General features: G+C 69.1%; 17 protein-coding genes. 7 read left to right on the forward strand and 10 right to left on the reverse strand.

Annotation, left to right across the window (positions count from 1 at the left end; translation table 11 throughout):
• Positions 1-5: 5 nt before the first annotated feature.
• Positions 6-347 carry a hypothetical protein gene (locus tag OG948_RS59335; protein WP_331773347.1) on the reverse strand — a complete coding sequence of 114 codons (342 nt, stop codon included), beginning with the start codon at positions 345-347 and terminating at the stop codon, positions 6-8.
• Positions 348-1,004: 657 nt separating this feature from the next.
• On the opposite strand from OG948_RS59335, the gene OG948_RS59340 reads away from it, so the two are divergent.
• Positions 1,005-1,847, forward strand: a complete 843-nt coding sequence (locus OG948_RS59340) for a tyrosine-type recombinase/integrase (protein ID WP_331773348.1) — start codon at positions 1,005-1,007, stop codon at positions 1,845-1,847.
• A 44-nt stretch (positions 1,848-1,891) separates the two neighbouring features.
• On the opposite strand, the gene OG948_RS59345 is transcribed toward OG948_RS59340, so the two are convergent.
• Entirely contained in the window at positions 1,892-2,425 is a 534-nt protein-coding gene (locus tag OG948_RS59345) for a hypothetical protein (protein WP_331773679.1), read from the reverse strand.
• On the opposite strand from OG948_RS59345, the gene OG948_RS59350 reads away from it, so the two are divergent.
• On the forward strand, positions 2,359-2,763 hold the full coding sequence (locus OG948_RS59350; RefSeq protein ID WP_331773349.1) for a tyrosine-type recombinase/integrase: 405 nt from the start codon (positions 2,359-2,361) through the stop codon (positions 2,761-2,763). The genes OG948_RS59345 and OG948_RS59350 overlap by 67 nt on opposite strands.
• 32 nt (positions 2,764-2,795) lie before the next feature.
• Here OG948_RS59350 and OG948_RS59355 read toward each other — a convergent pair whose 3' ends face one another.
• The 5 genes from OG948_RS59355 to OG948_RS59375 form a co-directional block, all read right to left on the reverse strand.
• Complete coding sequence (locus tag OG948_RS59355; protein ID WP_331773350.1) at positions 2,796-3,086, reverse strand: hypothetical protein; 291 nt, start codon at positions 3,084-3,086, stop codon at positions 2,796-2,798.
• A 260-nt stretch (positions 3,087-3,346) separates the two neighbouring features.
• Positions 3,347-4,351: a DUF3800 domain-containing protein gene (locus OG948_RS59360; RefSeq protein ID WP_331773351.1), complete on the reverse strand. Its 1,005-nt coding sequence runs from the start codon at positions 4,349-4,351 to the stop codon at positions 3,347-3,349.
• Positions 4,348-4,647: a hypothetical protein gene (locus OG948_RS59365; RefSeq protein ID WP_331773352.1), complete on the reverse strand. Its 300-nt coding sequence runs from the start codon at positions 4,645-4,647 to the stop codon at positions 4,348-4,350. The genes OG948_RS59360 and OG948_RS59365 overlap by 4 nt, the downstream gene beginning before the upstream one ends.
• Positions 4,644-4,928 (reverse strand): hypothetical protein, encoded by a 285-nt coding sequence (locus OG948_RS59370; RefSeq protein WP_331773353.1) that lies wholly within the window; start codon positions 4,926-4,928, stop codon positions 4,644-4,646. Before OG948_RS59370 ends, OG948_RS59365 begins: the two co-directional genes overlap by 4 nt.
• A gap of 80 nt (positions 4,929-5,008) precedes the next feature.
• The gene (locus OG948_RS59375; RefSeq protein WP_331773354.1) at positions 5,009-5,662 is read right to left on the reverse strand and encodes a DCL family protein; all 654 of its coding nucleotides are present in this window, start codon (positions 5,660-5,662) and stop codon (positions 5,009-5,011) included.
• 375 nt (positions 5,663-6,037) lie between these two features.
• Here OG948_RS59375 and OG948_RS59380 point away from each other — a divergent pair, with 375 nt between their 5' ends.
• Positions 6,038-6,931: a hypothetical protein gene (locus OG948_RS59380; RefSeq protein ID WP_331773355.1), complete on the forward strand. Its 894-nt coding sequence runs from the start codon at positions 6,038-6,040 to the stop codon at positions 6,929-6,931.
• A 538-nt stretch (positions 6,932-7,469) separates the two neighbouring features.
• On the opposite strand, the gene OG948_RS59385 is transcribed toward OG948_RS59380, so the two are convergent.
• Together OG948_RS59385 and OG948_RS59390 are read right to left on the reverse strand one after the other, a co-directional pair.
• Positions 7,470-7,841 carry a hypothetical protein gene (locus OG948_RS59385; protein WP_331773356.1) on the reverse strand — a complete coding sequence of 124 codons (372 nt, stop codon included), beginning with the start codon at positions 7,839-7,841 and terminating at the stop codon, positions 7,470-7,472.
• 282 nt (positions 7,842-8,123) lie between these two features.
• Positions 8,124-9,878 (reverse strand): protein kinase domain-containing protein, encoded by a 1,755-nt coding sequence (locus OG948_RS59390; protein ID WP_331773658.1) that lies wholly within the window; start codon positions 9,876-9,878, stop codon positions 8,124-8,126.
• Between the two features lie 407 nt (positions 9,879-10,285).
• On the opposite strand from OG948_RS59390, the gene OG948_RS59395 reads away from it, so the two are divergent.
• The 3 genes from OG948_RS59395 to OG948_RS59405 all read left to right on the forward strand — a co-directional run bounded on the left by OG948_RS59395 (position 10,286) and on the right by OG948_RS59405 (position 12,138).
• A complete protein-coding gene (locus OG948_RS59395; protein WP_331773357.1) occupies positions 10,286-10,525 on the forward strand; it encodes a hypothetical protein in 240 nt (79 codons plus the stop codon).
• 75 nt (positions 10,526-10,600) lie between these two features.
• On the forward strand, positions 10,601-11,434 hold the full coding sequence (locus OG948_RS59400; RefSeq protein WP_331773358.1) for a hypothetical protein: 834 nt from the start codon (positions 10,601-10,603) through the stop codon (positions 11,432-11,434).
• Between the two features lie 389 nt (positions 11,435-11,823).
• The gene (locus OG948_RS59405; protein ID WP_331773359.1) at positions 11,824-12,138 is read left to right on the forward strand and encodes a hypothetical protein; all 315 of its coding nucleotides are present in this window, start codon (positions 11,824-11,826) and stop codon (positions 12,136-12,138) included.
• A gap of 67 nt (positions 12,139-12,205) precedes the next feature.
• Here OG948_RS59405 and OG948_RS59410 read toward each other — a convergent pair whose 3' ends face one another.
• Positions 12,206-12,940 carry an A24 family peptidase gene (locus OG948_RS59410; RefSeq protein WP_331773360.1) on the reverse strand — a complete coding sequence of 245 codons (735 nt, stop codon included), beginning with the start codon at positions 12,938-12,940 and terminating at the stop codon, positions 12,206-12,208.
• Between the two features lie 196 nt (positions 12,941-13,136).
• Here OG948_RS59410 and OG948_RS59415 point away from each other — a divergent pair, with 196 nt between their 5' ends.
• Positions 13,137-13,451, forward strand: coding sequence for a hypothetical protein (locus tag OG948_RS59415; RefSeq protein WP_406300863.1), 315 nt, complete (start codon positions 13,137-13,139; stop codon positions 13,449-13,451).
• Positions 13,452-13,507 lie beyond the last annotated feature (56 nt).

Consider the following 13,507-nt stretch of genomic DNA (forward strand, 5'->3'; position numbering starts at 1 on the left):
GGCCGCTATCCGTATGAATCAGGATGGAACACGGGTTCCACCCGAGCCGACAGATGCGCGGCCACCACGGTCTGCGCCACCCGGTCGCCGACGGTGGGCACCCCCAACGTTCTGGTGCCCCCCGGTTTGGGGATCTCCACCGCTTTCACGTCCGGCGGGAAGTACGTGCCGGACGTGATCCGATTCCAGATCCGATACAGGTTGTTCCTCAGATCCTTCTCGAACTCCGCGATCGAGACCCCGTCCACTCCGGCCGAACCCTGATTCCCTCTCACCTTCACCCAGGCGTCCCACACCTCCTGTTTGGAGATGTCGAACGGCTTACCGGATGCTTTCAGCTCGTCCATCAAAGCCCCTCCCAGATCCTCTGGTTGAACCAGACGAACACCAGCCACGAACGACCCGGCCCCTTCGCTCCGCCCCCATTACAGAGACTTCGGCACTACTACGGGCCGGTCCGCCGGCGTGTCCCGCGACGGTACTCAACGCCCCGGCGGAGCACTTCCGCCCGGGACTCTCCCTGTCGCCGCAGCCGCTGGGCCGCGAACGGTATCGAGACACGCCTTCTCACGTTCCCCACGAGAGCCGCAGACCGGACTCACGCCACCTTTACGCCGGGCACCGCCTGGCCAGAACACGGGCACCCGCCAGACTTCTCCCGGGGTGCGAATAGACACCCCGGTTCTGATGCCATCTGAAAACATTTCGACGCCTTCGACGGTGGTCGTCTTCCCGGTCCCCGCCTGACGCATCACGTGCGCCTTTTCCTCATCGCTCACCACGACGGTCTTCAGCCAACGCAGCATGAGGTGGCTTGGAGCCTCCCCCCGTAAGGGCGGCTCCGAAGGGCCACAAAACCTTCATCTCCCGTGGAACATCGCATCACCGAGCAACTACCTACGTATCAAGCTCCGATCCGCGTTCGTGACGCACTATCCGTTGTTTTTTCGGCCAGTACTACGGCGAGGCCCCGACGCGGCTCGGTCAACACCAAGCGCGCCTACGTGGACGACATCCGCAACGTGTGGGCGCCGCTCGCCCTCGAACTCGGCGGCCACGAACGGTTCTTCGTCGGCTGCCTGAACGCCGACCACGTCCGGGTCTGGCGGATCGCGATGGAAGCCGCGGGCGTACCCCCCACGACGATCACGCGCCGACTCAACGTCCTGTCATCCCTGCACAAGTACGCCGCCGAGAAGATGGACCTACCGCGCAACCCGGTCACCCAGGACGACCGGCCCCACATCGACAAGCAGAACTCCAGCACGTCCACCCCGGTCCTGGAGAAGGAGGAGATCCAGGCCGTCGTCGCACGCTCCGAGTCCCTGCCGGACCTGGTCACCAGCCAACTGCTGTACATCCTGGCCAGCCGCGTCTCCGAGATGTGCGCCGCCGACGTCGACGACCTCGTCCACCGGGGCCGTCGCACCTACATCGACCTCACCCGCAAGGAGAACAAGGAACGCCTGCTCCCCCTGCCGCTGGAACTGGCCGAGAACCTCGACGAATACCTCGACGGCCGCACCACCGGGCCCCTGCTGCTCGACTCCAAGGGCGACCGCCTCGACCGCCACGACGTCGCCCGCATGCTCACCCGACTCGGCAAGCGCGCCGGCGTACTGCCCGGGCGCGACCTGACACCGCACGTCCTGCGCGCCTCCCGCATCACGCACATGCTCGACGACGAAATCCCGCTCGCCGAGGTCCAGGCGTTCGCCGACCACGACAACCCGGCCACGACCATCGCGTACAACAACCGCCGCAGGAAGGACCAGCGCAACCAGGGCCACGTCGACGCCGGCGCCACCGTCCTGGCCGACGTCGTCCCGAAGTTCCGCCGCGCCTGAACTGGGCCGTTGGCGATCCCGCAGGGTCGCCGCAACACCTCGGCTCAAACGCGATCCGTCGCGTCCAGCGCCGCCCTCGCCAGGGCGGTGTAGTTGTCGAGGCGTCGATTGATGTCCACGATGTGCCCGTGGGCCATGTTGGCGAACGTAGACGGTTGGCCGCTCCCGCTCGGCACTTCGGACATCCAGAGTTCAAGGCACACCGTGAGGTTCTCGGCGTGGCGCGCAATCTGTTCTGCAATTGCTCCCATGTCGGCCGGGCCCTCCACCGCAATCACCGGCGCCGCCGAACTCACCGCAGGCAGGAGACTTTTCACGCGTTCCAACGCCGCCGCGATCCGTGTCTGGTGCAAGGGCACCTCGTCCATGAGGGACATCAGGTCGTCGGCGGCCGTCTGGTGGGCCTTCACCGTCGCAATGAAGGCGCTGTATGAGTTTCTGCGTCCCTCGCGCCGCCACTGAGCATGCTGGCTCTGTCCCTGGGTCCGTGCCGTGAGGGCCGCAGCCCCCAATGTGCCGCCGGCACCCAGGAGCCCACCGACGACGGCTCCGAGCAACGCGGCTATGCCTGCATCCATGCGGAGCATTGTCCTGGCCGTCCGTGAAGGGGGCCAACCCTGTTCGACGTTGTCCTGGGCGACCGCGTCGACGGGCCACTGATGCTCGACGAGAAGAGCGAACGCCTAGCCACGACGTCGACCACCTACTCACTCCGCACGTGCTGCGCGCCTCCCGGCTGACCCACATGCACGACGAGGGCATCGACCTGGACGAGATCCGCGAATTCGCCGACCACCAGGACCTCGCGACCACGCTGGTGTACGTGCGCCGCCGCGACGACGGCACCAAACGCGCCGCCCACGCCGCGGCCACCGTACCCCTCTACGACCACCTCATCGACCGCTGGATGCCCTGAACCACCGCCCGACATACGCGAACGCCGACCCTCTACTCGGGCAGCTCCGGAGAGAAGGTACGAAGCCAATCCCCGCCCCATGTCCGGTAGTTTTCGGCTTGGACACCGTTCGCCTTGGCCAGGGAGATCAGGAGGATCTCATTGAGATACAACTGGCCCCGGACTACGTGAATGGGGTCGAGTGCATCGAGGCCGCTGAGCCTCCGGGCGATGTATTCGGCTGCCTCCGCACGCTCCTCCTGAGTGTCCGCCGCCATGTACGGCGTCAGGAACTCGACGGCGAAGCGGACGCACTGAGTGGCATCGGGGACCGGTTCCGTCATGCTGCGACGCTATGCCGCCGTCTGCCGCCTGAACGACAACGCGTCCGGGCGGCAGACGAAATACACCCGAGTGGGCCACCCTGTCGGTGCCGTTGAGGAAGCCCTCGTTCGCGACATCGCGAACGAGGGCTTCGGGCGGACATGTGTCCTGGGGGCGGAACCCGTCGACACCGGCGGCGACCGGGGCGGGAGTAATGTACTCGGCGACCGTTCGGCGGCCCCGCAGGTAGGCACTCAGCCAACGGCCGAGGGCCCGGAGTTCACTCTCTTCGATTGAGGCCAGATGGCCAGATGCCGTCTACCAGCCAAGGCAGCACCACATTCTCCAGTTCCTTCGAGAACCGGTCGCCGCCGCCCACTGCCCGGTGGGTGGCCCACTGCCGTGCCGCACCCGCCGCCCAGTCCGCCAGTTGGAGCTGTGGGTGGGCCGTGCTGTCCGCGAAGTCGATTCGTGTGGCCATGAGAGGTTCCATGAATTGCCCCGGCCGGGCTGGATCCGGGAGCAGGTGCACCATGCGCAGCAGCGCCGCGTTGCGGTCGATCACCTTGGATGTGTCGTGAACGAGACTGAACGGTCCAATGCTTTTCCCAAAGCTGGTGCACAGGCAGTACAGCGAGGGAACCGCCGGGTCGAGCGGATCGCTATGCTCACCGGTCGCAAGGTTGGCGGCGAACTGATCGGCCTCTCTCCGACAGGACGCCAGCAGATCGATCCACTTGGCGAAGCGGCCGCCGTGTACTGACTCCTTGTATGCGGCCACGGTCGCAAACAGGTCGTCGGTCGAGGCTCTCTGGCGCAGCCAGTCCACGAAGGTCTGAAGCAGCCGCTGGAAGGCTGCGGCGTCCCCGAGGACGGGCCCGTACTCGTACAGGAGTTCCGCCAGGCCCAGTGCCTGTTTGCCCTCGTACAAGTTGAAGCCGTTCGCGTACGCCCGTGGCTCGACCAGGACATCGACCATCTTCGTCGTCACCATGAACGACTTGCGCACGATATAGCTGCGGGTACTTCCTTCAGGTAGTTGCTCGAAGGCCCCCATCAACGCCTTCCGTCCCCCCGCTGACCGGGCGAGAGAGCCGTACTTGGGCTCCCCCTGGGTTCTTGGAAGTTGGGCTCGGACCTTGTCCACGATCGACGCGGCCAATTCGTCGGCCAGGTGGACCCCAGCCACCGTGAACACCGGCTGATCTGGGTCGAGCAGGTTCTGCCCCGAGTTCGAGGACTCATCCGCGTAGACGACGGGGAGCGATCCGAGGCGAGTGTTCATTTCCGGAGCATGCCGGGTGGATAGGCGCGGCGGCCACCGGTTTCAGCTCCAAGGCCGCGGTCAACGCGGTCACGCCGGTGCTTGCCGCCGACCTCGCCGGCACCGGGGTCCTGCCACAGGCTCGCGTCGCGCACGTACTCCCAGAACGAGGCCGAGCCGGAGGCGTGTCCGCTGATCTCGCGGACCTTGTCGGGGCGTTTGCCAGCGCGGATGGTGGTGGTGATCAGGCCGGCGCGACTGGAGTGGGCGGTCAGGCGCACGGGGAGCCCGGCGCGTTCGGCGACCCGGGTGATCACCGCGCAACACCCGTTCGGCGACAGGCCGTCGCCGATCCGGCCGACCTGGTCGACCGCGCGGAACGCGGGCCCCCCTTCACCGCGGGCACCTCCACGCGCAGGCCTTGGGCCTCCAGGGCGACGTGCTCCGGGTCGTGTGCGCAGGCGATCTGTTCCCAGATCGCGCCGCATTCGCGGCTGGCGATCACCGCGCGCACGACCAGGGGAGCGAGGAACTTCTCGCGGATCGTCAGGACGTCGCGCAGGTAGCACACCGGATCACTGCGGCGCTCCTCGTACACGGCGGGCACCAGGCCGCGTGCGAGTTCAGTGTGAGGTGTCGATGATCGACTCGATTGTCCATGCAGGGAGGATCGGTGTTCTACGAGCCGTAGGCACGATGCAGATGCTCGTCCACAGTCAGCAGTCCGAGCACGGCGCGTTGTCGGTGATACGCGCGCCACTCGTCGGCCAGCTCACGATCCACGAACCGCGGGCGCCCTGGCCGCCGGGAACCGGTCAGCTCGATCGCGTCCCATCCGCCGTGCTCCTCGACGAACTCGGTGGCGATGACGTCGCGCTGCGGCCCCTGGAAATGGCTCACGCGGACCGCGTTTGTGGCCACCGGTGTCCCGGACAGGTCCGACACGAGGGAACGACCCTGAACCCGGCTGTCGAGGTAGGCCGTCGAGTTCGGCTCGATTTCGTGGCTCATCGCCTCGAGGACCCGCCGACGGAGGGAAGGCGGGTCGAAGCACTTCCTGATCCCGAAATCGAGCACGTTGTCGTCCGTGTGCACCACCTCGAATGCGTGCACTCCGGCCCGTTCCCCTCGTACAACGCGGAACCCGGCCACCCCCGGACCGACCTTCTCGTCCGCATCCGGATGCAGGTCGAGGAGATCCCGCAGAAGCTCGACGTCGTCCGGCCGATCCACCTTGTCCCCCGGCGAGTACCGGTACAGCACATCCCGCACGGCCTGCTTCGCGGCTTCCTTCGACGGGTAGCACCTGGACCCGATCGTAAACGCGGCCATGTCATCAACTCTCCCGTGCGCCATACCGGGCCGCCACTCGAACCACACCCGCCGGGGCAGCGGTGTTCCGGGACACCGGGGGTCGGACCCGGCGGTTCTGCCGCCCCGCGCCACCGATGGGCGGTGTTGCGAGGCGGGGTGGGCGACGTCGGTCCGGGCCTCTACAGCAACCCCACCGTCGCGGCGTCCTGCCACAGGCTCGCGTCGCGCACGTACTCCCAGAACGAGGCCGAGCCGGAGGCGTGTCCGCTGATCTCGCGGACCTTGTCGGGGCGTTTGCCGGCGCGGATAGTGGGTCGAACGCGCGAATTCGCACGATCGGGGAAAAGCTCGATTTCGGCCTGAAGTGCCGTCGAGCAACACTATGTTGCTCACATGACATTCAATGACGAGGCGATCGATCTGCGTTCCGAGCCCGAGGTGGACGATGCCCCGTACGCGCCCGCGAGCGTCACCCGGCTGCAACTGGCCCTGGCGGCCCAGGGAATCTGCGACGACGCGGTGACCCTGGTGGCCGTCGAGGACCAGGAGATCACCGACGTCCCGGAAGCTCTCAGCCTGGTACGCGTCGCCGACCACACGCACAGGCAGACGACGCGGGCGAAGGCCGCCGCGATCTTCCACGCGGCCACCGTCGGCGCCAACTGGGAACAGATCGCCGAGACGCTCGGACAAAAGCGCCAGGCCGTCTACCGCGCCTACAACCCCGAACTGATCGCCTGGCGGGCGGAGGCCACCGACGCGCACGGCCTGCCCCGACTGCCCGCGATCGAGGACGACACCGTCGCCCTCCTGGACCACTGGCTCGCCCTCTACGCCGGACCCGACCACGCCCACGCGGAGAACCGGGGCGTGTCGAGCGCGCTGCGCCGGATGACGTCCGAGGAGGAACTCGACGTCCTGCTCGCCCACGCCCGCGAACCGCTGCCCCTGGACGAGCTGGCCGCCGTGCGCGAACGGCAGACGGTGCTCTACGAACGCCTCGCCGACGCCGAACCCGACGCCGAAATCGCCGACGGCTACCGCCGATACGCCACGCGCACCCGCGGCCAGGCCGCCGAACTGCGCGAACTCCTTGCCGCGCGCGCCGCGGCCGCCGGCGACGAGGACCGGGACTCGGTGCCGGCGATCCGCATCTGCGGCGAACCGTCCCCCGGGAACCCCGACCGGCCCTGCACCCTGCCGCCCCGCCACGCACACCACGTGCACCAGACCGCGACCGGTGCGCAGTGGCCCGTCGCCCCCTCCGCCGCCGAGGGGGAAGGGTGACGTACGAGACCGTGCGCCGGGCCCGGCGATCGCTGCCCTTCGTCCTGTCCATAGGCGACGGCACCGCAGATCGGCTCGAAGGCGTGCATTGCCAGCGGAGTTGAAGTTACCGTGAGAGACACCTCGTTATCCCTGAACGTGCCCCAGAGCCCAATCCAGTTTGATCCCAAGCTCGCAATGGTTTGCCGTGGCTGCGGTACGCCAGAGCTTGACCAACTCCCGGGTGCCGTGGAGGCGGCACGCCAGGGGACACCTCCGGTCCAGGCCTAGGCCGGGGTGACCTCAGGGAGAAGAGGCGCACGATGGAAGTCACGAAGAAGGCCCCGGTGCATCAGGGTTGGCGTCGCGAGTTGGCCGTACGTCTTGGTGCCGCCCTCGGCGCGAAGGCGCTGTGGGAGAGCATTTTGAGGCTGCTCGACCGCTGCTCGTGGCACCAAGTAGGGCGGCGGAAGTCGCCGCCGCCCTACGGCTCACCTCGTCCACGGGGCGCCGACAAGGTCTCCTTGTCGGCGCCCCGTTCCGTGCTGCGATTCCGCCGCTACGAACCCAGATAGCAGCCGGAAACGTAACCGACCACGCCGGTGCGCTTGTTCCGCACCGAATGCCAAGCGGCCGTGCTCTGACCGTCCGGGCACTGGACCTCGGGCCCGGGTTCGGTCTGGAACAACTCCGCGCAGTCGCCCTGGTTGGCCCACCCGACGTGGTCCCCGCCCGGCCTGTTGCGCATGTTGATGTCGGTGCCCTTGAAATCGGTGTGGGGACCGTTCATCTCGCACGCCGCTCGAAGGACCGAGGGTCTGCCCGCTGCGGCGAGAGCCGAGGTCTCCGCGGCATGTGCTGTCGAACCGAGCGTGAAGGCCCCGAGAACGAACGTGACGGCGGCCATGCTCGACACAAGAGATTTCGTCATGTCGTGGTTGTACCGGTGGCTTCCACGTGGTGGGAACGCCCGAAGCAGCGAATTCACCTTTCTGGCGGACTGGATTGCGGGCCCACCGCGGTCCGTGCCCGGGTGGTGCTGGCACACGCGCGGGGGCGGGCGTGTCGGGCTACCGCGACGATGGACGACGTATCCGACGCCCTCCAGTGCGAGCGCGCTCTTCGCGGGCGAAACGGAGCCGGGCGAACCAACAAGATCATTATCGACGCCAACGGTTGTACGCCTGCTACTCGACCCCGGAGTCCGCGGCGCCTACGACCTCGTGGCTCGTGGCGTCGGGTTGCCTGTGTAACTCAGACTCTGCTCCCAGGCACCGGCGTGGCGGGTAAGGGCCCGGGTCAGTGCGACGTATTGGTGGTCGGTCAGTGGACCGAGAACGCACACGGGGACTTCAGATGCACCGTCGAGACCAGTCCTGTCAGGGTAGAACCAGCCCGCCGGGCGTACGCGGGTGACCTTGGCGCCCTTGACGGCGTAGACGTGCAGTCCCGCATAGGTGTACGGCCCACCGCCCGCGATGCGCGTGATTCTGACCTTCTTGACCTGTGTCCAGGGGACGGAGCGGTGGGCGTCGTTGTCGGCGGTCGTGATGCCGTGCGGGTCGATGCGCAGTGACCACGGGACCCTGTTCGGAACCCCGAGCCGGTGCCGCTCGTCCGCGTACACCTTGCGGAACACGTCGAGCACCAGTTCCCCGAGTGCGAGCAATCCCCCGAGCGCTGCCATGGCGGCACACCAGCCCAGAACTCCTCCCAGGGTGTCGAAGTTCTTCCCTCCCTTGCCGTCGTCGGGCATGGCGTCCCAGTGGGAGATCAGGCCGAGGGCAAAGGGAAGCGCGATCGCCAGGAAGATCAGGACCGAGCGCATGTCCTTGGCGAGGTCGTATCTCGGGGTGGCGTAGTCCGTGATGGGTTCCCGGCCGGTCCAGGAGATGTCGAAGGTGTCTTCGGGGAAGGTCCGGTCTTCCGGCGCCTGCGGCTCGGTGCGTGCCGGTTCCGGTGTGGTCCGTGCCTGCTGCGGCGGTTCGGCGGCGGACGGCGCCGGGTGTTTCGGCGTCGCCGATGGGGGCGGTACGGCGGTTGCGGTGTCGCCGTCGGACGCGAGCGGGGGCGCGGGGGCGCGGAGCACGGCCGAGGCGGCGAGGAGAATGGCGTGGGTGACGCCGCGCGGCAGCCATCCGTGGTCCGCGCCGACGTGGGTGGGCGGGGCGGGCACCATCGCGCGGGCGGCCCGGGCGGTGGGGCGTGCCGCGGGGCCCTTCGCGAGGGCGGCCTCGACCAGGGGCGCGAGCGAGGCGGGGAGTCCGTCGAGGTCGGGGGCGCGGGTGGTCAGGCTCGCGAACAGCACGGGCAGGGTGTCGCCGGGGAACGGAGGGCGGCCGGTGGCCGCCCAGGCCAGGACCGCGCCGGCGGAGAACACGTCGCTCTCCGGTCCGACGTCGGAGCGTTCGAACTGCTCGGGCGACATGAACCCCAGCGTTCCCACGGTGTGTCCGGTCCCGGTCAGGCCGGTCGCGCCGGCCGGCAGCGCGATCCCGAAGTCGATCACCCTGGGGCCGTCGACACCGAGCACGATGTTCGACGGCTTGACGTCCCGGTGCACCAGGTCGACCGCATGGATTTCCGCCAGCGCGGCGAACAGGCCCGCGGCCAGCTCGCGCAGCGACGCCTCGGGCAGCGGCCCGAACCGCTCCACCGCCGCACCCAGGGAGATCCCAGGCACGAACTCCGTGGCCAGCCAAGGGACTTTCGCGTGCGGATCCGCGGCCACCACCGCGGCGGTGAACGCCGAGCCCACCCTCCGCGCGGCCTGCACCTCCCGCACGAACCTGCGCCGGAACTCGCTTTGGTCGCCGACCAGCAGGTGCGGGTGCACCGTCTTCACGGCCACGGCCGCGCCGTCCGGTGCCCGCCCGAGGAACACGCGTCCCATCGCCCCGGACCCCAACCGCCCCACCAGCCGGAACCGATCCACCTGCTGTGGATCCCCACTGTCCAGCGGCTCCATCACGCCCCCGATTCCGGAGCAACGCCCGGGCCGCGTCTCGGCCGGCGCTGTCCGATGCCACAGCCGATCGCACAACCCGGCCCGCCCGCAACCGCTTCGACCGAACCCAAGGTGGGTTGCCCCTCGCAGGGGCGACCCGTTCACCGATCTTGCGCACCCCGTCAACGACGCGCTCCGTGCCCTCCCGGACGAATGGCTCGCGACGTACGGGGGACCCGACTTCGCCCACGCGGAGAACCGGGGCGTGTCGAGCGCCCGCCCGGTCAGGCAAACGCCCATCACCGCAGGTCAGCGATATCCGGTGTTTTTTCGGCCAGTACTACTGAGAGGCCAAGGCGTGGCAGGCCGCCCTCGACCAGGACTGGCGGACCCACATCACCGTCGCCGACGAGGACACTTTCTCCACCGTGTGCACGTCGGTCCTGGGTGGCGAGACCCACACCGCCCACCCCCGCGACCACGACCACGAGGTCGTCCATCCCCTGTGTCGCACGATGGACCGCAACCAGCTGCTCACCCGATACCGCGTCACCACGGGCGAGATCACCTGCCGCACCTGCCTGGAACAGCGCGAATGTCGCGCCGCGGCCCGCGCACGCCGCGCCGAGGCTGCCCCCTGCGCCTGCTGCCACGACACCCCGGCCTGAGACCCCCTGCCCGCCGCGCGCGATGCGGCGGGCAGGGGCCCGCCGGCCCCGCCCGAACCCCGAAGGGAGACACACGTGCACACTCCCGACCACCCGGCCCGAGGAAGCGACGAGGACCCCGGCGCGGACACCGCTCGGAACCTGATCGAATCCGCCGGCGTCGACGAGCGGCACATCCGTCGCGAACACCATCGGGCGAGTTTGTCGAGCCTGTGCGACGACATCGTCCGCCGGGCCCGGGAACGGGACTACGACGAGACACGGACTCAGTTCCCCGACGAGACGATCCATCTGGAGAACGGGCACACGCCCTATGTGCGCGTGCGCGACGTCGGGTGGGAGTTGCGCTATTTCCCGCCCTCCGCCGTCGAAATCCACGAGCGCGGCCTCGGGTACCGGACCGGTTTCTCGTTCCACGACGACCTCGGCGTGCCCATCGAGGAGTTGGCCTCGATCACCGTGCACGACCTCCGCACGCGCCTCGAAGAGTGGATCAAAACCGGCCCTCGTAGCACGCCGTCGCCCGATCCGCACCACGACCCCCACGCCGCAGTGCTGAACGATCTGCGCGGATCCATGGACGACGGATACGACCAGGACCACGTGAACGCCGTCCTGGGACGCCTCAACGACGCCTTCGGGACCCGCCTTGTCTGCGTATGGGACTACGTGGATCCCTGCGGGTTCGGCGGCGGCTCGAACTTCTACCTGGAGGACGACGACGGCCGACTGCGTGAACTCGTCGGCGACCTGTGGGGATGGCTCAACCACCCCGCGGCCGACCCCGAGGCACCGCAGGCGCCGGGCAGGCCCGCCGACTGGCGCGCAGACGCCGCCACCGACATCGGCCCGATCGCGGCGACCGACCACCACCTCAACCGGGCCCGACGCGACCTCCGCCACGCGTAACCCCGACACAGCCCCGACACCCGCACGACGACAAGGAGAATCGGCAATGGACGACGAGTACTACGCCATCCTCACCGTCATCGACTGCTCCCCGGACACCGCAGCCGAACTCGGCGACCACCTGCGCGACGCGGGATTCATGACCGACACCGAGCGCCACCGCACCGACCCCGACGCGGACGAACCCCAACTCGCGCCCGGCCCGGCCCTGACCGCCTACGGCCTCGACGCCCACGACGTGCAGACCCTCCTCGACGAACTCACCACGCTCGACCCCGCACTCGCGTACCGCGTCCGGACCGAGATCGAACGGGGCGAGGCCGGCGACCTGTTCGTCCGCGCCCCCCGGACACACCTGGCGAGGCCCCTGCGACCGATCCGGCACCCCCGTGATCGACACCGACACGGCCACGCGGATCGCGGCCGAACCCGACCCCGACACCCGCACACGACTGCTTCACGCCGCCACCGGCCACCACGCCCGCACCGCACTCGCACACCTGGAACACACCCGCGACCTGCTCGCCCTCGCCGCCGACCTCGGCATCGGTGAAGGAGACCTCGACGACGCCGTACACACCGCCTTCGGCAAACAGGCCGCCTCCGTCAACAACGGCGGCACCCTCGCCCAACTCGCCCTCCTCACCGAGGGCATTCGTGACCGCGACGCCATCCGGGCCCTCCTGGAGAACCTCCGCCCCTGACCCCGGCCCCGGACCCGATCCGCGAAACGCGAACCGGCACGCCGCCCCCGGGCTGGGTGCCGCCGCGTCAGACGCTGCCGATCGCGAGCGCGACGCACGCACCCGCGATCATGCACGGCCCGAACGGCACCCGCCCTGCGCGCCCACCCCGGCGTACCACGAGCATCGCCCCGGCGTACATGCCCGACACCACGAACGACGCACACGCGCCCACGAGCACACACGACCACCCCGCCCACCCCAAGGCCACCCCGACGACCAGGGCGAGCTTGACGTCACCCATGCCCATCCCGCCCGCCAACGCCGGCACGAGATGGAAGGCCCCCAGCACCAGGCCCGCCGCCACCGCGCGAACCAACGCCCCGGGACGGCCCTGGACCCCGGCGACGCCGCCCAGGATCACGACCAGGCCGACGCCGGCGACCAGGACGAGCCGATCGGGAAGCCGGTGGACCGCGGCGTCGACCAACGCCAACGCCACGGCGAACGGCACCAACCAGCACCAGGCGATCGCCGTCCACGGCGGAGCCGCCACGGACACCGCGCCCACGAAACCCAGCCCCGTCGACACCTCCGGCACCCCAGGCGCCGAACCCACCCGCACCCCACACCACCGACAACGCCCCCGCGCGGACAACGGCCGCACCACCACCGGCGCCGCCGACACGGGAACCGCACCGCCACAGTCCGGGCAGGCCCGCCGAAGTGGTTCGCCGGCGGGCACCGCGTACCGGAAGACGACCGAGCGCACGAACGATCCCAGACCGGCCCCGGCCGCGAACACCGCCACGAATATCGCCATCACCTGCCATCCTCACAGCAACCCCCGCCCCCCACCGGCCCGCACCGCGGGCACCGACGGCCCCGGCAATCCGCGACGCGGCCCCTCTTCTGCTTGTCGGATCTGCGGAGTACCGTTCCCGGTCCCGATCCTGGGAGGTCACGTGTGGGTCATCCGTGAATGGACCGACGACGAAGGCCACACCTGCAAAGCCGTCATGAGCGAAGAGGCCGCCGCCCGCTCCGACGAGGAACTCCGCGCGATGCACCGCCGCCTCGAACTCCTCGCCCAAAAGCCCCCCGACCCCGCGCTCGAACCCGTCAACCAAGTCCTCAACAGCAACCTCGACGCCTTCGTCTTGGAACGCCTCGAAGGCCTGAACACCCCCGGCCGGCACATCGGCCTCGACGACCTGGTCCCCGGCCTGCTCCGCCCGGACCTGGACCCGCAGCTGATGGCGACCATCAACCGCATGTTCGACCAACACATCGAGACCATCGCGGAGAGGATCAGACGCGGCGAAACACCCTGACCCGTCCACGGGCACCGACCGGTCGTCCCCTCCACCGAAGTGCCCGCGCGACGAAC

The sequence above is a fragment of the Embleya sp. NBC_00888 genome, from assembly GCF_045207655.1.
Classification (GTDB): domain Bacteria; phylum Actinomycetota; class Actinomycetes; order Streptomycetales; family Streptomycetaceae; genus Embleya.